General features: G+C 28.5%; 21 protein-coding genes and 1 pseudogene. 13 read left to right on the forward strand and 9 right to left on the reverse strand.

Features of this window, described 5'->3' with window-relative positions:
- The 3 genes and pseudogenes from ACH2BO_RS12845 to ACH2BO_RS12855 all read left to right on the forward strand — a co-directional run.
- A pseudogene (locus ACH2BO_RS12845) lies at window positions 1–139 on the forward strand (co-chaperone GroES); the annotation flags it as partial.
- A gap of 42 nt (window positions 140–181) precedes the next feature.
- On the forward strand, window positions 182–1,810 hold the full coding sequence (gene groL, locus ACH2BO_RS12850; protein ID WP_395045131.1) for a chaperonin GroEL: 1,629 nt from the start codon (window positions 182–184) through the stop codon (window positions 1,808–1,810).
- An 89-nt stretch (window positions 1,811–1,899) separates the two neighbouring features.
- Window positions 1,900–4,281 (forward strand): hypothetical protein, encoded by a 2,382-nt coding sequence (locus tag ACH2BO_RS12855; protein ID WP_395045132.1) that lies wholly within the window; start codon window positions 1,900–1,902, stop codon window positions 4,279–4,281.
- Here ACH2BO_RS12855 and ACH2BO_RS12860 read toward each other — a convergent pair.
- The 6 genes from ACH2BO_RS12860 to xrtF all read right to left on the reverse strand — a co-directional run bounded on the left by ACH2BO_RS12860 (window position 4,278) and on the right by xrtF (window position 9,046).
- Window positions 4,278–4,958: a DedA family protein gene (locus tag ACH2BO_RS12860; protein WP_395045133.1), complete on the reverse strand. Its 681-nt coding sequence runs from the start codon at window positions 4,956–4,958 to the stop codon at window positions 4,278–4,280. The genes ACH2BO_RS12855 and ACH2BO_RS12860 overlap by 4 nt on opposite strands.
- A gap of 122 nt (window positions 4,959–5,080) precedes the next feature.
- Window positions 5,081–5,422: a heavy-metal-associated domain-containing protein gene (locus ACH2BO_RS12865; protein ID WP_395045134.1), complete on the reverse strand. Its 342-nt coding sequence runs from the start codon at window positions 5,420–5,422 to the stop codon at window positions 5,081–5,083.
- A 53-nt stretch (window positions 5,423–5,475) separates the two neighbouring features.
- Entirely contained in the window at window positions 5,476–7,482 is a 2,007-nt protein-coding gene (locus ACH2BO_RS12870; protein WP_395045135.1) for a TonB-dependent receptor plug domain-containing protein, read from the reverse strand.
- A gap of 55 nt (window positions 7,483–7,537) precedes the next feature.
- Window positions 7,538–7,957, reverse strand: a complete 420-nt coding sequence (locus ACH2BO_RS12875; RefSeq protein WP_395045136.1) for a hypothetical protein — start codon at window positions 7,955–7,957, stop codon at window positions 7,538–7,540.
- Between the two features lie 113 nt (window positions 7,958–8,070).
- Window positions 8,071–8,592: an exosortase F system-associated protein gene (locus tag ACH2BO_RS12880; protein ID WP_395045137.1), complete on the reverse strand. Its 522-nt coding sequence runs from the start codon at window positions 8,590–8,592 to the stop codon at window positions 8,071–8,073.
- The gene (xrtF, locus tag ACH2BO_RS12885; RefSeq protein ID WP_395045138.1) at window positions 8,495–9,046 is read right to left on the reverse strand and encodes an exosortase family protein XrtF; all 552 of its coding nucleotides are present in this window, start codon (window positions 9,044–9,046) and stop codon (window positions 8,495–8,497) included. The genes ACH2BO_RS12880 and xrtF overlap by 98 nt, the downstream gene beginning before the upstream one ends.
- A 70-nt stretch (window positions 9,047–9,116) precedes the next feature.
- On the opposite strand from xrtF, the gene ACH2BO_RS12890 reads away from it, so the two are divergent.
- On the forward strand, window positions 9,117–9,572 hold the full coding sequence (locus ACH2BO_RS12890) for a GAF domain-containing protein (RefSeq protein ID WP_395045139.1): 456 nt from the start codon (window positions 9,117–9,119) through the stop codon (window positions 9,570–9,572).
- A gap of 55 nt (window positions 9,573–9,627) precedes the next feature.
- Here ACH2BO_RS12890 and ACH2BO_RS12895 read toward each other — a convergent pair whose 3' ends face one another.
- On the reverse strand, window positions 9,628–9,924 hold the full coding sequence (locus ACH2BO_RS12895; protein ID WP_395045140.1) for an isoamylase early set domain-containing protein: 297 nt from the start codon (window positions 9,922–9,924) through the stop codon (window positions 9,628–9,630).
- 239 nt (window positions 9,925–10,163) lie between these two features.
- Here ACH2BO_RS12895 and ACH2BO_RS12900 point away from each other — a divergent pair, with 239 nt between their 5' ends.
- From ACH2BO_RS12900 to ACH2BO_RS12915, 4 genes are all read left to right on the forward strand, one after another.
- Window positions 10,164–10,490 (forward strand): 2TM domain-containing protein, encoded by a 327-nt coding sequence (locus tag ACH2BO_RS12900; RefSeq protein ID WP_395045141.1) that lies wholly within the window; start codon window positions 10,164–10,166, stop codon window positions 10,488–10,490.
- On the forward strand, window positions 10,490–10,972 hold the full coding sequence (locus tag ACH2BO_RS12905; protein WP_395045142.1) for a dihydrofolate reductase: 483 nt from the start codon (window positions 10,490–10,492) through the stop codon (window positions 10,970–10,972). Before ACH2BO_RS12900 ends, ACH2BO_RS12905 begins: the two co-directional genes overlap by 1 nt.
- An 89-nt stretch (window positions 10,973–11,061) precedes the next feature.
- Entirely contained in the window at window positions 11,062–11,793 is a 732-nt protein-coding gene (ubiE, locus tag ACH2BO_RS12910; protein ID WP_395045143.1) for a bifunctional demethylmenaquinone methyltransferase/2-methoxy-6-polyprenyl-1,4-benzoquinol methylase UbiE, read from the forward strand.
- Between the two features lies 1 nt (window position 11,794).
- Window positions 11,795–12,499, forward strand: a complete 705-nt coding sequence (locus tag ACH2BO_RS12915; RefSeq protein ID WP_395045144.1) for a porin family protein — start codon at window positions 11,795–11,797, stop codon at window positions 12,497–12,499.
- A gap of 3 nt (window positions 12,500–12,502) precedes the next feature.
- On the opposite strand, the gene ACH2BO_RS12920 is transcribed toward ACH2BO_RS12915, so the two are convergent.
- Window positions 12,503–13,228: a TrmH family RNA methyltransferase gene (locus ACH2BO_RS12920; protein WP_395045145.1), complete on the reverse strand. Its 726-nt coding sequence runs from the start codon at window positions 13,226–13,228 to the stop codon at window positions 12,503–12,505.
- A 33-nt stretch (window positions 13,229–13,261) separates the two neighbouring features.
- Here ACH2BO_RS12920 and ACH2BO_RS12925 point away from each other — a divergent pair, with 33 nt between their 5' ends.
- From ACH2BO_RS12925 to ACH2BO_RS12945, 5 genes are all read left to right on the forward strand, one after another.
- Entirely contained in the window at window positions 13,262–15,808 is a 2,547-nt protein-coding gene (locus ACH2BO_RS12925; RefSeq protein WP_395045146.1) for a BamA/TamA family outer membrane protein, read from the forward strand.
- 73 nt (window positions 15,809–15,881) lie between these two features.
- Window positions 15,882–16,949, forward strand: coding sequence for a class II fructose-bisphosphate aldolase (gene fbaA, locus ACH2BO_RS12930; protein WP_395045147.1), 1,068 nt, complete (start codon window positions 15,882–15,884; stop codon window positions 16,947–16,949).
- A gap of 80 nt (window positions 16,950–17,029) precedes the next feature.
- On the forward strand, window positions 17,030–17,884 hold the full coding sequence (accD, locus tag ACH2BO_RS12935) for an acetyl-CoA carboxylase, carboxyltransferase subunit beta (RefSeq protein ID WP_395045148.1): 855 nt from the start codon (window positions 17,030–17,032) through the stop codon (window positions 17,882–17,884).
- A 21-nt stretch (window positions 17,885–17,905) separates the two neighbouring features.
- Window positions 17,906–18,136, forward strand: a complete 231-nt coding sequence (locus tag ACH2BO_RS12940) for a hypothetical protein (RefSeq protein WP_395045149.1) — start codon at window positions 17,906–17,908, stop codon at window positions 18,134–18,136.
- Window positions 18,126–18,434 (forward strand): type II toxin-antitoxin system RelE/ParE family toxin, encoded by a 309-nt coding sequence (locus tag ACH2BO_RS12945; RefSeq protein WP_395045150.1) that lies wholly within the window; start codon window positions 18,126–18,128, stop codon window positions 18,432–18,434. The genes ACH2BO_RS12940 and ACH2BO_RS12945 overlap by 11 nt, the downstream gene beginning before the upstream one ends.
- Before the next feature lie 92 nt (window positions 18,435–18,526).
- Here ACH2BO_RS12945 and ACH2BO_RS12950 read toward each other — a convergent pair.
- Window positions 18,527–18,859 (reverse strand): hypothetical protein (locus ACH2BO_RS12950; RefSeq protein WP_395045151.1); only part of this gene is annotated, 333 nt, incomplete at its 5' end.

Here is an 18,859-nt window from a genome sequence, read left to right on the forward strand (position 1 = left end):
CAATGGAAAAAAGGACGAACCGATGTCCGTTAAAATTGGAGATACCGTACTTTATGGTAAATATGCTGGAACCGAATTGAAATACGAAGGAAAAGATTATTTGATTATGCGCGAAGAAGATATTCTTGCTATTATTTAAATCAAATAAACGAATTAACAAACACACAAATAAACATTTAAAATGGCAAAAGATATAAAATTCGATATAGAAGCACGTGACGGTTTAAAACGTGGTGTTGACGCATTGGCAAATGCTGTAAAAGTAACTCTTGGACCAAAAGGTCGTAATGTAATTATTGGAAAATCATTTGGTGGACCAACAGTTACAAAAGATGGTGTTACGGTTGCAAAAGAAATAGAATTAAAAGATCCATTAGAAAATATGGGTGCACAAATGGTAAAAGAAGTTGCTTCTAAAACCAATGATTTAGCTGGAGACGGAACAACAACTGCAACCGTTCTAGCACAAGCAATTGTAAAAGAAGGTTTAAAAAACGTTGCAGCAGGAGCAAATCCAATGGATTTAAAACGTGGAATTGACAAAGCAGTTGAAGCTATTGTTGCTGATTTGGGCAAACAAGCTAAAGTGGTTGGTAGCGATTCTGAAAAAATAAAACAAATTGCTTCAATTTCTGCAAATAACGATGAAGTTATTGGCGAATTAATAGCCACAGCTTTCGGAAAAGTTGGTAAAGAAGGTGTAATCACTGTAGAAGAAGCCAAAGGAACAGAAACTTATGTTGATGTTGTAGAAGGAATGCAATTTGATAGAGGATATTTATCTCCATATTTTGTTACAAATCCCGAAAAAATGAATATTGAATTGGAAAATCCATACATTCTTTTATACGATAAAAAAGTATCTTCACTAAAAGAATTACTTCCAGTTTTAGAACCAGTTGCACAATCAGGCAAACCATTATTAATTATTGCTGAAGATGTTGATGGTGAAGCTTTATCAACTTTAGTTGTAAACAAGCTTCGTGGTGCATTAAAAATCGCCGCAGTAAAAGCTCCAGGATTTGGCGATAGAAGAAAAGCAATGCTTGAAGACATAGCAATATTAACTGGTGGAACTGTAATTGCTGAAGAAAGTGGTTACACACTAGAAAATGCAACTTTAGAAATGCTTGGAACTGCAGAAAAAATAACCATCGACAAAGACAATACAACTATTGTAAATGGTGCTGGAAATGCAGATTTAATAAAAAACAGAGTAAACCAAATTAAAAGTCAAATGGAAACAACGACTTCTGATTATGATAAAGAAAAATTGCAAGAACGATTGGCAAAATTAGCTGGTGGAGTTGCTGTTCTTTATGTTGGCGCTGCTTCTGAAGTAGAAATGAAAGAGAAAAAAGATAGAGTTGACGATGCGCTACATGCAACTCGTGCAGCTGTAGAAGAAGGAATTGTAGCCGGTGGTGGCGTTGCATTGTTAAGAGCAAAAGCGGCTTTATCAACCATTAAAGCTGACAATGCTGACGAAGCTACTGGAATACAAATAGTTTTTAAAGCTGTTGAATCGCCTTTAAGAACTATTGTAGAAAATGCAGGTTTAGAAGGTTCTGTTGTAGTTGCAAAAGTATCCGAAGGTAAAGGAGATTTTGGTTATAATGCTAAAACTGACGAATATGTTGACATGCTAAAAGCAGGAATTATTGACCCTAAAAAAGTAACTCGTGTTGCATTAGAAAATGCAGCTTCTGTTGCAGGAATGATTCTAACTACAGAATGTGCTTTAATAGAAATAAAAGAAGAATCTACTGGCGGTATGCCAATGGGTGGCGGAATGCCTGGAATGATGTAAAAAAAATTCTAATAAAAAATAAAATACGTGTTGTAAGTTTTTACAACACGTATTTTTTTATATATTAGTACCAGAAAAAACTTATAGATATGTCAAAAATAACATTTTCTTTCCTTCTCACAATAGTGTTTTTTAATACTATTTTCTCACAAACTTCAACAACTTCAACTGATGATGTTCAAACTAAATTAGCTGAATATTTTAAATTAGAAAGAGAAAACATACATCTTCATTTAAACAAAAACACTTATTTAACCACAGAAGATATTTGGTTTAAAGGTTATATTATAGAGAAGAAAATTAAAGTGCCATTTTTTACAACATCTAATGTTTATGTAAGTTTGATTGATGAAAACGGAAATAAAATCGAAACAAAACTTCATTATTCAGAAAATAGTGTGTTTGACGGAACAATAAAACTCAACGATTCTTATAAAACAGGAAAATATTATATTCAAGTTTATACCAATTATATGAATAATTTCTCTGAAGACGAATCGTCTGTTTTTGAAATTAATATTGTAAATCCAAATGAAGGCAACTTTATTGAAGATAAAAAAATAAATTATACTACTCTAGACATGGAGTTTTATCCGGAAAGCGGTGTTTTTCTTGAGGGAATTTTAAATGTTATTGCAGTAAAAATTTCTGATTGTAATTCTAATGGATTATCCTTTAAAGACATCGAAGTATTTGATTCTAAAGGAACTTCAATTACAATTTTTTCTACAGATATTAATGGTTATGGAAGAATTAGTTTGAATCCAGAAAAAAATGAAACATATAAAGTTGTTTTAAAATTTAACGACAATAAAATTGAAAAAGCTTTGCCAAAACCAACTTTAGATGGAATGTCACTATCCGTAAACAATTATTCTGTAAGTGGCAAAACATTAATAAGTATAAAAACCAACGCAACAAGTATTGAATCATTAAAAAACAAAACGCACTCATTGGTTATTCAACATAACGAAGTTTCATCTTCAATTCCGTTCACTTTTAAAGATGGTGAAAGTCAAAAATCTATTGCGATTGTAAATGACAAATTGATTGAAGGTTTGATTGTCTTAAACGTTATAAATTCTGAAGGTAAAAAAGTAAATGAAAGAATTATTTTTAATCCAATACTTGAACAAAATAAAATCGATGCCTTATCAAATTCAGTTAAAAATGACTCCATAATAATATCAGGTAGAACAAGTTTATTAATGGGAAACATAAGTGTTTCTATACTTCCAGACAATGACTATTCTGAACCAACAAAATCTATTTACAGCTCATTATTATTTGACAATTATCTTACCAATTCAACCAAAAACTTAAACTATTATTTAACCAATTTTTCTAAAGCAAAACATTCAGAACTTGACAATTTACTAATTACTCAAACTTCTAAATATGAGTTGGATAAAATAGTTTTAAAGCTTTCACCAGAAAAAAAATATGAATTTGACAATGGTTTAATTCTTAGCGGAACTGTAAATAATAATATACAAAACACTGATGAAAACTACACAATAACTATTAATTCCTTGGCTTTAGGACTTAATGAAAATGTAAAATTGAATGCTAAAAACGAATTCAAATTAGAAAACGTTTTAGCCATCGACTCAACTTCTGTTCATTTTACATTATTAGACAAAAAAGCAAAAGCAAAAGAATTGAATATATACTGTAATGTATTGAATAACAACAAAAAATTCTATAAACCATTTATTCCAAAAACAAAAAAATGTGCTGATAACAACATCATAAAATCGGATGATTTTGTTTTTCCAAAAATCGACAATGTTGTTTTGCTAGACGAAGTTGCAATAGAAGCGCAAAAGAAAAAAGATGATTTGTCTAAGACGACTAAGTTTAAAAATTCTTCTATAAAAGGTTATAAAATTACAGATGATCTTGCAGGTACTTTTAGAGATGTATTGTCTTTTATTAGATCTCACGGTTTTAATGTAACCGAATCTGGCAGTGATGTATTTATAACTCGAACCTATTCTACATCTTTTGGAGGAAGCAATAGTCCAACAGTATATCTAGATGATTTTCCTATTCCTGCAGATCAATTTAACATCTTGAAAAACATGAATCTAAATACTGTTGACGAAATTTATATAAACAAAACTGGATTTGGTGGAGGAATTAATGGCTCTAACGGAATAATTAGAATTTTTAGTAAACCAGTTGCTAACAGCGTTAGTAATATTAAAATAAAATCAAAACCATACTATATTAAAAACGGATTTCAACCAAATATTAGTTATAAAAACCCAAAGTATGCAAATGCATTTGATGAAAGTTTTAAACGATTTGGAACAATTTTTTGGGTGCCAAATATTAATACTAATGAAAGAGGTGAATTTCAATTTACAATACCTAATCTCAATCAAAAAAGCATTAAAATTGTAGTTGAAGGAATTTCTAGCGAAGGAAAATTAATTTCTGAAGTAAAAACAATTACTATAAATTAATCATCAAGATGAACTCTTTTCTTAAACAATTTCCATAAAACTGGCAATGTTGTAACAAGTATAATTCCAATTACAATATATTCTATATAATGTTTTAAATCAATATTAAATTGGTTTAAAAACAATTCATATAAATAATGTCCAGAAAAAATCATTGTGAAAGACCAAAGTAATGAACCCAATATATTAAAAAACATAAATTTCTTTTTGTCCATTTCTACAATACCTGCAATTACTGGTGCAAAAGTTCTTACTATTGGTAAAAAACGAGCAAAAACGATTGCTTTACTTCCATATTTATCAAAAAAATCTTTGGACTGATATAAATATTTCTTTTTAAAGAAAAGACTGTCTTCTTTTTTAAATAAATAACTTCCGCTTTTGGCACCAAACCAATATCCAACCATGTTTCCAAGAATTCCCATTATTGAAACTAATGCCGCAAGAAAAGTGACATTTACAAAGCTATTTCCTGTTGAAAAATCTCGCATTAAAGTTTCACTAAAAATTCCACACAAAAACAACAAACTATCTCCTGGTAAGAAAAAGCCAGCTAAAAGTCCAGTTTCGGCAAAGACAATAAATAAAACTACGTATAAGCCAATCTTTATTCCTCCAAACTCTAATAAGATATAAAATTCTGGATTAAAAAGTTGTTTCCAATCGAAATCAGTCATAAAATTTATGGGTAAAAATTTAAAGCTGTGAATGTAATTATTATTTTGTGGATGTAATAACTATTTAATATTTTTTTAAACAAAAACTCCCTATAATTTTAGTTTATAAGGAGTTTTTAACTTTATTTTCTTTCATACATACAACAACCATGAAGTTTTGCGTACTGTTCTTCGGTTGCTTTTACTTCATCAGAATCGTGGCCAACTGATGCAATTGCTTTTTTTACATCAAGAACAGAAGCTTTTTCTTCATTGATTATTAAATGCAAAGTATGATCATCAATATTCCAATCGGCACTTTTTACTCCTTTTACAGAATAAGCGGCTTTTTCTATTCGTTTTTTACACATTTCGCAATTGCCATTTATTTCAATATCATATTTGGCATTTTTATTCTTTATATCTTGTGCTTGACTTGAAAATGTCACTAAAAGTAACATCATTCCTATAATTATATTTTTCATTTTTATTTTTTATTACGAGGAGCGAAATAATCTAATCCTCATTATTAATATTTTTATTTTATTTTAAATCGCAGACCAGCATAAAACATTTGTCCAAAAACTGGCGCATATGCAATTGATGTATCAAATGTTGAGCCAAAAGGATTATCTGAACCCAAAATTGCTTTTTCTTGTTTATAATTACCAATATTTTCGGCACCAAGATACATTTCAAAAGTGCTAGAAAATGTTCTTGTAACTTGAGCATTCATTACCGAAAACGATGGAGAAAACGTCGGCAATCTATCATTAACTGGGTTTGATGCTGTGTTAGGCAATTGCTGTTTTCCTAGCCAATTAAAGGTATAATCAAATTTCCATTGTTTTCCTTTTTCTTTAATATGAGTTTCAAATTCTAAATTAGCAAAAAAACGATTCTTGGCTTGCAATGGTCTTTGAAAACTTCCCGAAAGATAATCAGTTGCAATGTCATAATACTTGTAGGCAGTTCTTAAATTGAGGTGTTTAATTAATTCAATGTTAAAATCTAATTGAAAACTATTGGCAAATGAATTTCCTTTTAAATTGTAGAATAAAACTTGCTGTGGACTTTGCATAACATCTACAATAGATTGATTTTGAAAATCGGTTCTATAGAAATCTAAAGTAACATCGGCAGATTTTCCAAACAAACTAAAATTTTGAGTATAACTCATGCCATAATTCCAAGCAATTTCTGGATTTAAACCATAAATTTTTCCGTTATTATCAAGCAAAGAAAATAATCTTGAACTTGCAAAAAGTTGTTGGTTTTCAGCATAAATATTGGCTGCTCGTTTTCCTCTTCCTGCAGAAAAACGAAAAACCGATTTTTTCCAAGGATTGTATCTAGCATGCAATCTTGGCGTAAAAAATGCTCCTAACCTATTGTGATAATCAAATCTTGCACCTAATATATAACTAAATTTATCGTTGTTGTCAAAAGTATATTCAAAGAAAGCACCAGCCGAATTATCTATTCTGCTAACATCAGAAAAATTTACAAATTCAGCATATTTATCATACGTAAAATTCAATCCAGTCGAAAATTTATTCATTGTATTATCTATAATCGAATTAAAAATCAAGTTCGAATAATAACTTTGTTGCTTAATATTATATTGATTTAATCCAAAATAAGATTGTTGATTGTGGTTGCTAAAACCATTTTGAAAACCAATACTTTGATAAGGCATTTCTTTAAAAACATATCCAACTTTTGAAGTAAAATCAAATCGCTCTGTATTAATTTCAGAACCCCAATAATTGGTTGTAAGTTTATCTCTGTTTTTATCATACTCTATTTCGCCTGTTTGTTTTTCGTCTTTCATATATTTAAAATTTATGAATGAAACCCAACCAGTTTCTGCACAAGCATATTGCCAACGATTGACCAAATTAATTTGTTTTCCTAACGGATTATCAAGAAAACCATCATCATTCATATCATTTTTAGCAACTCTTGTATTGCCATGAATGTATAAACTTGTTGCCCAATCATCAGATATTTTTTTATTGAAATGTGTGTTTAATTCAAAACGAGAATCAGTTGAACCATATGCATTTAGAAAGAAAGGAATGTCTTTTAATGGTTTAATAAGTTCCGTGTTAATTTGTCCCGAAATGCTTTCGTAACCATTTACAACACTTCCTGCGCCTTTTGTAATTTGAATGCTTTCAACCCAAGTTCCAGGTGTAAAAGATAATCCATAAGCTTGAGAAGCACCACGAACAGAAGGAATGTTCTCTTCGGTAATCATTAAATATGGCGATGTTAACCCTAACATTTTTATTTGCTTTGTTCCAGTTAATGGATCAGCAAAATTTACATCAATAGATGGATTAGTTTCAAAACTTTCGGCCAAATTACAACACGCTGCTTTGAGTAATTCAGAACTAGAAACTACTGTTGTGTTAGAAGTGTTGGTAAGTGATTTTTGTAATCCTTTTTTCTTTTTTATTACTTTAACCTCATCGAGTTTCTCTTGCGAAAAAGAAATTGCAGTAACAAACAACATCAATAATAATGTTATTTTTTTCATTGTTAAAAAATTTAATTTGTTAAAAATCTAAAAAATAAGAAATCTAAAAATTAAATTATGCGTAAAAAGTAAATTGACAATAGAGTTTATAAAATGGAGGTGCATTAGAGTTGTAACAATATTCAATTATTTGAGAAAATTGAATTAATTTGACTAAATTATATCGAATTGTTTCTAATTCAACATAATAAAACAAAGAATTTAAATCAAAAGAAATAGTATTTACAACACTTTTTTCTGTTTTAGCTTTAAGATTTACTTCTCTATCTGAACAACATTTTTTATGTTCTGTTTTTGGATTATAACAACAAGTTTTTTCTTCTTTTATAGGTGTTTCACATACTTCTTCTTTAGTAAAAACAGATGATATTGATGCAATTTTACCTTCACAAAAATGCACATTAAAAGCTAATCCCGAATTGGAAACCAAAAGGAAAAATGCTATGATTAATGAAATGTGCTTTTTATAATGCATACTGCAAAGGTATAGAATTTATTACAGAAAATGATGTTAATTATTACATAACGGATAATTTTTATGTCTTTTAATTTAACATTTTTAAAATTAATATTACTAAAAAAAAGAGTTTATTTTACCTTTTTTTGATAATAAAATGCAGGAATAAATAGCATTAAAAAAATAGGTTGAATAATAAATCTTCTTATATAAAATAAAGTCATTTTATTTTGTTCTCCAAAAAATTTAAGTGTAAAAAAGAAACTTATTATTAAAACGCTACCTAATAAAACATACAAAAAAGTAGAAAATTTTATTATTTTAAAATCTTTAAAAATCAAATATAACAATCCCAAAGAAAGCATTGTATTTAAGTAAAATCTAAAAGCCAAACTCAAAAACAACTTTATTGGATTAAAATTTGGAAGTTTTAAATTGGTATAATCTCTTTTAAAATAGTTTAAAAAAGGATCATAAAACAACTTGTTTTCAAATGCTCTAATTGAAACTAAGAGTATAATTATTACAATTGCAAAAAAAATTTGAAGCTTATTTTTAAGAAGACTTTTTAGCATAATCAGAAAATTTATTAACCCAAACAATCCATAAAATAAAAACAACTCCATATATAAATAATGGAAAAAACACATCATGAAGAATCGCTTGGTATTTTGGATAATGATACAAAGACATTCCTAACAATGCTATTCTAATAATATTAAAAAGGTGAATAACTATACATCCAAAAACAATAAAAAGTAGCGTTTGTTTTAATTTTCCTGTAAAAGCAAAAACAAAACTCACAAAAAGTATCATGATACTCAAAGCATTACAACCTTCGATTATTCTAGAAACCCATTTTTTTTTGTAAAAAAGATTTATACTTGGCTCTTTTAAATTTGGCATTTTATATGCTTCACAATCAAAAAGAGCTGTAAATTGCATAGTTTGATGGGCTACAATTTTAGTAAAACCATCAACTTCAAATTTTTTTTGATCAAACTCGCTTAAATAAGTTTGATATGCAAATGTTAAAACCAAATAAGTTCCAAAAAACTTAGCCAGAAATAATAAAAATGGTTTGAACTCTTTAAAATATTCTTTCAATTTTTAATTTTTAACAAATTTATACAAAAGTAAGCAACTGCAATAATTACTTTTGTAAAAAATAATTAATATGAATTTAGACGAATTAAAACCCAAGGTTGTAAAAATAGTATCAAAACAGGAAAAAACTGTAGATGAAAAATTACTAGATATTTGTCAATTACTACATGATGAAGTTTCGTATTATAATTGGGTTGGTTTTTATTTTGCCAATCACGAAACTAAAAGTTTGCATCTTGGTCCATATATTGGTGCCGAAACTGATCATACAGTAATTCCGTTTGGAAAAGGAATTTGTGGTCAAGTTGCAATGTCTAATGAAAACTTTGTTGTTCCAGATGTTGCTGCACAAGACAATTATATTGCGTGTAGTTTTACAGTAAAATCTGAAATAGTTGTACCTTTGTTTGTAGACGGAAAAAATATTGGTCAAATTGATATTGACAGTCATGTTCTTGATCCTTTTACTGAAAAAGACGAACATTTTTTAGAATTTGTAAACAAAGAAATTGCAAAGTTATATTAAAATAAAAATCAGACTCATTGGGGAATGAATCGGATTTTATTAAGCTCTAAAAATATTAAACTTCTAAAACACTATTTTCTGAATTTGCAAATTCGTTCCAACGATAACTATCTGCTTGGTTTTCGTTGACATAATTTCCATCGACAATATATTTAAATTCAAATGAATTGTCTTTTGGCAAATCAAAAGCTGCTTTAAATGTTCCGTTTTTTAATTTTGATAATTCACCTTCTGTTGCGTTCCAATTATTAAAATCGCCTACAACTGCTGCTGTTTGTGCTTCTTTAGCTTCTATAGAAAAAGTAACTTTACAAACAGGTTTTGTTTTTATAAATTGTTTCTTTATTGACATAACTATTTCATTTATAGATTAATAATGCAAAGTAAAGAAATATATTTTTACGATTTACAAGTGTACTAAAGAATTACTATTTTGATAAAATTCATCACAATAAATATTTGAATTCGTATTTTTTGGTGCCTAAAATTTTATTATTGATTTAAGAAAACGTTTTCTTAATAATTAAAAGTCAAATCAATATTTTGTTTTTTAATTAAATTTCATACCTTTAAGAACAAATTTTGGTCGATATGAATAGTGAACAGTTAGAAATTTATGAATATGCACGCAAAAGAATAAAGCAAAAAAAAGGTCTTTATTTTCATTTTGTTTTATTGCTACTTGGCAGTATTTTTCTTTTTATTGCCAATAAATGGATGAATATTGGTGAACCAAGAAATTGGTATATTTGGGCAATAACCATTTGGATATTCTTTTTTATACTTCATTTTATAAAAGTATTTATTACAGATAGTTTTATGAATAAAAGATGGGAACAAGAGCAAATAAATAGATTAATGACAATGCAAGAGAAAAAAATTGAACAATTAAAAAACGAAATCGAGAATAAAAAATAATGATAATTCTAATTGCTGCTGCTTCAGAAAACAATGCTCTAGGTAAAGAAAATAAACTTTTATGGCATTTACCACATGATTTTAAAAGATTTAAAGCCATAACATCTGGACATTATATTATTATGGGAAGAAAAACTTTTGAAAGTTTCCCAAAACCTTTACCCAACAGAACTCACATTATTATTACACGTCAAAAAAATTATACTTTTCCTGATTGTATTATTGCAAGTAATCTTGAAAACGCTCTAGAATTAGCTCCAAAAAACGAAGCTGTATTTATAATTGGTGGCGGAGAAATTTATAAACAATCTATAGATATTGCTGATAAAATTGAGCTTACAAGAGTTCATTCGTCCTTTGAAGCTGATACTTTTTTCACTGAAATTGACCCTGAAAAATGGAAATTAATACTGGAAGAAAGTCATAAAAAAGATGAAAAACACAAATATGATTACACATTTGAAACTTACATAAAAAAGTAATTCATAAATTTATCTCTAATGCTTTACAAATTGTAATTTGGCTTTTATTATTTGTACTTTTGCATTTACTAAAAAATTGCACCAATTAAATGTCTAAAAACGTTACACCATATAAAGATTCAACTTTAGGAAAAAAAGAACAAGTTACTCAAATGTTTGATGCTATTTCTGGAAATTACGACGGATTAAATCGCGTAATTTCATTTGGAATTGATGTTAAATGGCGCAAAAAAGTAGTACAACTTGTGGCTGCAAAAAATCCAACAAACATTCTTGATATTGCTACAGGAACTGGAGATTTGGCAATATTAATGACACAAACATCTGCCAAAAAAATTATTGGATTAGATATCTCTGAAGGAATGCTTGAGGTTGGAAAAAATAAAATAATAGACAAAAAACTCGACAATGTTATAGAAATGATAGTTGGCGACAGCGAGAAAATGTCATTTGAAGACAATTATTTTGATGCTATAACTGTTTCATTTGGAATTAGAAATTTTGAAACACTAGAAAAAGGTCTTGCCGAAATTTTAAGAGTTTTAAAACCAAACGGAATTTTTGTTGTTCTAGAAACTTCTATTCCAGAGAAAACACCTTATAAACAAGGTTACAAATTTTATACAAAAAACATTTTACCTATAATTGGAAAACTTTTTTCTAAAGACAATGTTGCTTACGGATATTTATCAGAATCGGCATCGGTTTTTCCTTATGGAGAAGAGTTAAACAATATTTTACGAAAAATTGGGTTTATAGATGTTGTAGCAATGCCTCAAACATTTGGAGTTGCAACTATCTATTCAGCATCAAAAAAATAACATGAAAAAGAGTCTTTATATTTTACTATTTTTTATAACACTTCAAGGACAAGCCCAATTTAAAGGAATGTTTGGAAAAGATCCTATAATAAATTTAGAGAATTTTGATAAACAAAAAGTACATTGGGGTTATTTTTTAGGATTCAATGCCTATGATTTTAAAATAGATTATAAAAACACACCAGATGTTGATATAGCAGTAAAAAGTGTTACTGGTTTTAATGTTGGTTTAGTAGGGAACTTGCGACTTCACGAATACATAGATTTAAGATTTGAACCAGGATTATATTATACTCAAAGAAATTTAACCTATTCGCAGTTTACAACTACACTTGATGCACTTAGAGAAGTAAAATCAACCTATATTCATTTTCCGCTTTTAGTAAAATTTTCATCTAAAAGAATAGGAAATTATCGTCCTTTTATAGTTGGTGGAGCATCTGCAACATTGAATTTATCAAGTAATTCTAAATCAAAAGACGATAATCTTCAACAAAGATTTAGAGTAAAACCTTGGACAAAAAATTATGAAGTTGGTTTTGGAGTTGATTTTTATTTAGAATATTTCAAGTTTTCTCCTTCTATTCGTGGTGTTTTTGGTTTGGGCGACGAGTTGATAAGAGATAACGATCCAAATAGTGAATGGACAGGAAATATCGATGCATTAAAAACTAGAGCTGTTTTTATTAACTTTACTTTTCATTAAAAGTTAGTTTCTTTTAAATTCGCTTAAAAAAATTGCTGTAGCACTGGCAACATTCAAACTTTCAGTTTTTTGTAATTCTCCAAATCTTGGTATTGCTAATCTTATTTTTATTAGATTTTCTATTTCTTTAGAAATTCCGTTGGCTTCGTTTCCTAAAACTAGAATTCCTGTTTTTGGAAGTTTTTCTTTATAAACATTAATTCCATCCATAAAAGTTCCAAAAACAGGAAGCTTTGTTGCAGAAATATAATCTTCAAGATTTAAATAACTTACATTTACTCTAGAAATCGAACCCATTGTTGCCTGAACAACTTTAGGATTATAGACATCAACCGAGTTTTCTGAACATATTATTTGAGAAATTCCAAACCAATCACACAATCTAATTATTGTTCCAAGATTTCCTGGGTCACTAACACCATCAAGTGCAACAATTAATTCTGAAGAGCTATTTTTTTTATCTAATGGAATTTTAAACAATGCCAAACAATTATTGGCAGTATTCAAACAACTCATTTTTTTTAACTCATCATTACTAATTATACTCTTGTTTTCATTTGAAATTGAATCAAATAAATTTTCAGTTACATACAAATGTTCTAATATAAAATTTGATAAAAGCAATTCTTGAATTACCTTTACACCTTCGGCAATAAATAACTGATGAATTTGTCTGTATTTTTTTTGTTGTAAGCTTGTAATTAGTTTTATTTGGTTTTTACTAACCATAAATAATGTATTTTTGAATTAAATTTATTGCTTTTGAAAAATCTCTTTACAAAAATATCACTTATTATTTTAACTACACTAATTATTGTAAGTTGCGATACTACCAAAAGAGTTCCTCGCAATAAAAGATTATTAATAAAAAATGAGATTTCTGTAGACGAAAAATCTATTAAAGACGACAATGTTTTCAATCAATTATATCAAAAACCCAACAGTTCTATTTTGGGATATAAACTTAGATTGAACTTATTTAATTTGGCAAAGAAAAATACCGATTCTTCATACAAGGCAAAATTTAGAAAAAATCCAGCAAAATATTATCGAAAAGCAAAATTGCTTTCAAAAAAACAAGTAAACCGACTTGGACATTCTTTTTTTTATGAAGGAATACACAATTTTTTAAAAAAAACTGGCGAAGCACCAGTTATTTTAGATACAAACAGTACAAAAAAATCATTAAACAGATTGAAATCTTATTATTACAACAAAGGTTTTTTTGATGTAACAACAACTTATAAAGCAGATTCTTCTAAAATTAAAAAAGTTGGTCTAGAATATATTATAAAAAAAGGAAGTGGATATAATATAGATAGTTTACATACAAAAATTGCAACCGTTGCCTTAGATTCTTTGTATCAACTAAAAAAAGAAAATTCATATATTAAGGTAAAAAATCAATATACAACCGAAGATTTAAACAATGAAAGAAACAGAATAACGTCTGAATTTAGAAACAATGGTGTGTTTTTCTTTCAACAAAGTTATATAGAATATAATTTAGATACAATAAACACTGGTAAGAAAGTTAATGTTGAATTAATTATTAAAAACCAAAATATTGTTCAAAATGACACTTCTAGAACTCAAGATTTTAAGATTTATAAAATTAGTAAAGTCAATATTTTTACAGATTTATCAATTACTAAAAACAAATTAAAAATAAAAGATAGTGTAAATTATAATGGATTTTATTTTTACAGTGAGAATAAATTAAAATATAAACCGAAAGCTATTTCCGATGCAATATTTATAACTCCAGGAAGTATTTATTCTGACAATAAAACCACATTAACTTCTAAATACCTTAGTAATCTTAGGGTTTTTAATTATCCGTCAATTCAATATTCAGTAGATCCAGAGGCAGAAAACGGATTAATCGCTAATGTTTATTTAATTCCAAGAAAAAAATATACTTTTAATCCATCAATCGATTTTACACATTCTAACATTCAAGATTTTGGAATTTCTGGAAACGTATCTTTAGGAATTAGAAATGTTTTTAATGGTGCCGAAACATTTGATATTGGTTTTAGAGGAAATGTTGGTTCATCACGAGATTTGGCAAATCCAAACAATAATTTTTTCAATATATCAGAAATTGGTATTGACTCTAAGTTAAATTTTCCAAGAGTTTTATTTCCTATAAATACTGATAAAATTATCCCTAAAAGCATGATTCCATCTACATCATTAAGTGTAGGTATTGCCAAACAAAGAAATATTGGATTAGACAAACAAAATTTTACAAGCTCACTAACTTATAATTGGACACCAAGAAAAAACACAACAGCTCGTTTTGATTTATTCAACATTCAGTTTGTAAAGAATTTAAATATTGGCAACTATTTTAATGTTTATAAAACTTCTTATAACAAGCTAAATGAAATAGCAGCAATTTATAATCAAGATCCTAATAATGTAAATTCTGATGGAAATTTAACACAAACTGGTTCTTTGGGATTTATAAATGATGTACTTAGTTTTCAAACAGCATTAATACAAGCTGATCCTAATTTCAAATCGGTTTTAAGTATATCTGAACGATATAAAAGATTAGTTGAAGACAATTTAATCTTTGCAACAAGTTTTAGTTTTTCAAAAACTTCCAAAAAAGATTTAGTAGACAATAGTTTTTATGCTATTAAAACTAAACTAGAATCTGCAGGAAATTTACTTTCTATTCTTGCAAATGCTTCAAAACAATTAAAAAACCAAAATGGAGCCAATACCATTTTTGATGTAGAATTTTCTCAGTATATAAAATCCGAATTTGAATATATTAAACATTTTGATTTAAACAGAAAAAAAGTTTTAGCTTTTAGAGGTTTCTTTGGTATTGCAATTCCTTATGGAAACTCTAACAGCATTCCGTTTTCTCGAAGTTATTTTGCTGGAGGAACAAACGATATTAGAGCATGGCAACCCTATTCACTTGGTCCAGGAAGTAGTGGCGGAATTAATGATTTTAACGAAGCCAACATGAAAATTAGTTTAAATTCAGAGCTAAGGTTTAACATTTTAGGGAACTTTAATGGTGCATTATTTGTCGATTTAGGAAATATTTGGAATGTATTAGACAATGTAACAGATAAATCTTATCAGTTTAACGGAATAAAATCTTTAGAAACTGTTGCGTTAGGTACAGGTTTTGGTTTGCGATATGATTTTGGTTTATTTATTGTTAGAGGCGATTTGGCATTTAAAACCTATAATCCTGCAAAAATTGAAAATGAAAGATGGTTTAGAGAACTCAATTTATCAAAATCTGTATTAAATATTGGAATAAATTATCCTTTCTAATTTTAGAAATTAGTATTTTTGTATCCCAATCTCGAAACTTCGAGACGGAATTAACTAAAAACACAACTACACAATGTCACATAACATTAAACCTGGAGTTGCAACTGGAGATGAAGTTCAAGCAATTTTCAGTTATGCCAAAGAAAAGGGATTTGCATTACCAGCAGTAAACGTAATTGGTTCTAGCACAATAAATGGTGTTATAGAAACCGCAGCCAAGTTAAATGCTCCAGTAATTATTCAGTTTTCTAATGGTGGAGCACAATTTAATGCAGGAAAAGGACTTTCTAATGCTGGTGAAAAAGCAGCAATCGCTGGCGGAATAGCTGGTGCAAAACACATTCATACTCTTGCCGAAGCTTATGGCGCAACTGTAATTCTTCATACTGATCATTGTGCAAAAAAATTATTGCCATGGATAGATGGTTTGCTAGATGCATCTGAAAAACATTTTGCAGAAACAGGAAAACCATTATATTCTTCTCATATGATAGATTTATCTGAAGAACCAATAGAAGAAAATATCGAAATTTGTAAAACCTATTTGGCTCGAATGAGTAAAATGGGAATGACTTTAGAAATAGAATTAGGAATTACTGGTGGCGAAGAAGATGGCGTTGATAATAGCGATGTTGATAGTTCAAAACTTTACACACAGCCAGATGAAGTTGCATATGCCTACGAAGAATTATTAAAAATATCTCCAAGATTTACAATTGCTGCAGCTTTTGGAAACGTTCATGGTGTTTACAAACCAGGAAATGTAAAATTGACTCCAAAAATCTTAAAAAACTCTCAAGATTATGTTCAAAATAAATTTAATACTGGACCAAATCCTGTAGATTTTGTTTTTCATGGTGGCTCTGGCTCAACACTAGAAGAAATTAGAGAAGCAATTGGATATGGTGTGATAAAAATGAATATTGATACCGATTTACAATTTGCTTTTACAGAAGGAATTCGTGATTATATGGTAAAAAATATCGATTATCTAAAAACACAAATTGGAAGTCCAGAAGGTGCTGATTCACCAAATAAAAAACATTATGATCCAAGAAAATGGATTCGTGAAGGAGAAGTTACCTTTAACACAAGATTAGAGCAAGCATTTGCTGACTTGAATAATGTGAACACATTGTAAAATTTGTTTCAAGTTTTAGGTTTCAAGTTAAAAAACTAACAACCTGAAACTTTAAACTTATTAACCTTAAACAAAAAAGAATGGCTTGGTTTAAAAGAACAGAAAAAGGTATTACAACCGCAACAGAAGACAAAAAAGACGTTCCAAAAGGACTTTGGTATAAGTCTCCAACAGGAAAAATAGTTGATGCCGATGAGCTAGAAAGAAATCTTTGGGTAAGTCCAGAAGATGATTTTCATGTTAGAATTGGAAGCAAAGAATATTTTGAAATATTGTTTGACAACAATGAGTTCAAAGAATTGGATGCCAAAATGACTTCTAAAGATCCGTTGGGATTTGTTGATACTAAAAAGTATGCCGACAGATTGAAAGACGTCATGGAAAAAACCAAACTAAAAGATGCTGTTCGCACAGGTGTTGGAAAATCTAAAGGAAAAGATTTAGTAGTATGCTGTATGGATTTTGCGTTTATTGGCGGATCGATGGGCGCAGTTGTTGGCGAAAAAATTGCTCGTGGAATAGATTATTCTATAAAAAACAGAGTTCCATTTGTAATGATTTCAAAATCTGGTGGAGCAAGAATGATGGAAGCTGCATATTCGTTAATGCAATTAGCAAAAACCTCAGCAAAACTAGCACAACTTGCCGAAGCTAAAATTCCCTATATTTCTTTATGTACTGATCCAACAACTGGAGGAACAACTGCCTCATATGCTATGCTTGGTGATATTAATATTTCTGAACCTGGAGCATTAATTGGATTTGCTGGACCAAGAGTTGTTCGCGACACAACCGGAAAAGATTTACCCGAAGGATTTCAAACAGCAGAGTTTGTGTTAGAACATGGTTTTTTAGACTTTATTGCTCATAGAAAAGAAATGAAAAACAAAATCAACTTGTATATTGATTTGATTTTGAATGATGATGTTAGGTAGGAATTAAAAAATAAAAATGATATGAATAATAGAACTTTTGATTTATTGGCAAGCAAATTAAAAAATGCTCCTCAAAGTGTTATTGAGCGTGTTATTGGATATGTTGATGCATTAGTTGAACCAAATAATAAACCATATAAATTAACAAAACAGCAACAACAACAATTAGACAATCAAATAAATTCAGATAAAAATGAATATGTAGTTGCAGAAACATTATTTCTTGATTTAAAAAAGAAATATGAATTATAAGATTATTGTTTCTCCTATTGCTTCTAAAAATATCGAAGATGCTGTTGAATATTATGTTTATAAAGCTGGTAAAAAAGTTGCATTAGATTTTTTAAAAGACTTTGGAAAAACATACAAAGCATTACAATTAAATCCTTTTTATCAATATCACGACAATAATTATCGTTTTTTACCATTTGATAAATTTCCTTATATAGCTTTTTTTATTGTTGTTGAACCAAGTAAAACGATTTTTTTAAATGCAGTTTTTCATACTTCTTTAAATCCCGATAAATATCCTATTATTAAAACAATATGAGCCCGAAACAATATCGAGCTCATTTTTTTTAAATTTATAATAAACTTGTCTAAAATTTCGAGTAAAGAATATTTTGAGACAGCTTTTTGAATTTAATTTACTTTTGTTAGTGTTACCATTTGGGTTGGAATTGGAATTGGAATACCATTTGGATCACCTTTGTATGGACAATCATTTTCTATCCAAATTTCTGATTGCAAGAATTTGTAAAGTAAAGTATTTATATTTGTTAAATCTCTCAACAATATTACAGTTCCAGTAACATCGCATAAATTAGGATCACTATATACAAAATAACATCTATTACTTACAAGACTATTACCTATACTTGATAATTTTGCTAAGTTTACGTCCATTATAGACATTGTACTTGAAATAACATTTCCTGAAATTGTTTCAGTAATGGTGTATTTACCGATTAAAAG

Source organism: Flavobacterium sp. (assembly GCF_043773265.1).
Taxonomy (GTDB): domain Bacteria; phylum Bacteroidota; class Bacteroidia; order Flavobacteriales; family Flavobacteriaceae; genus Flavobacterium.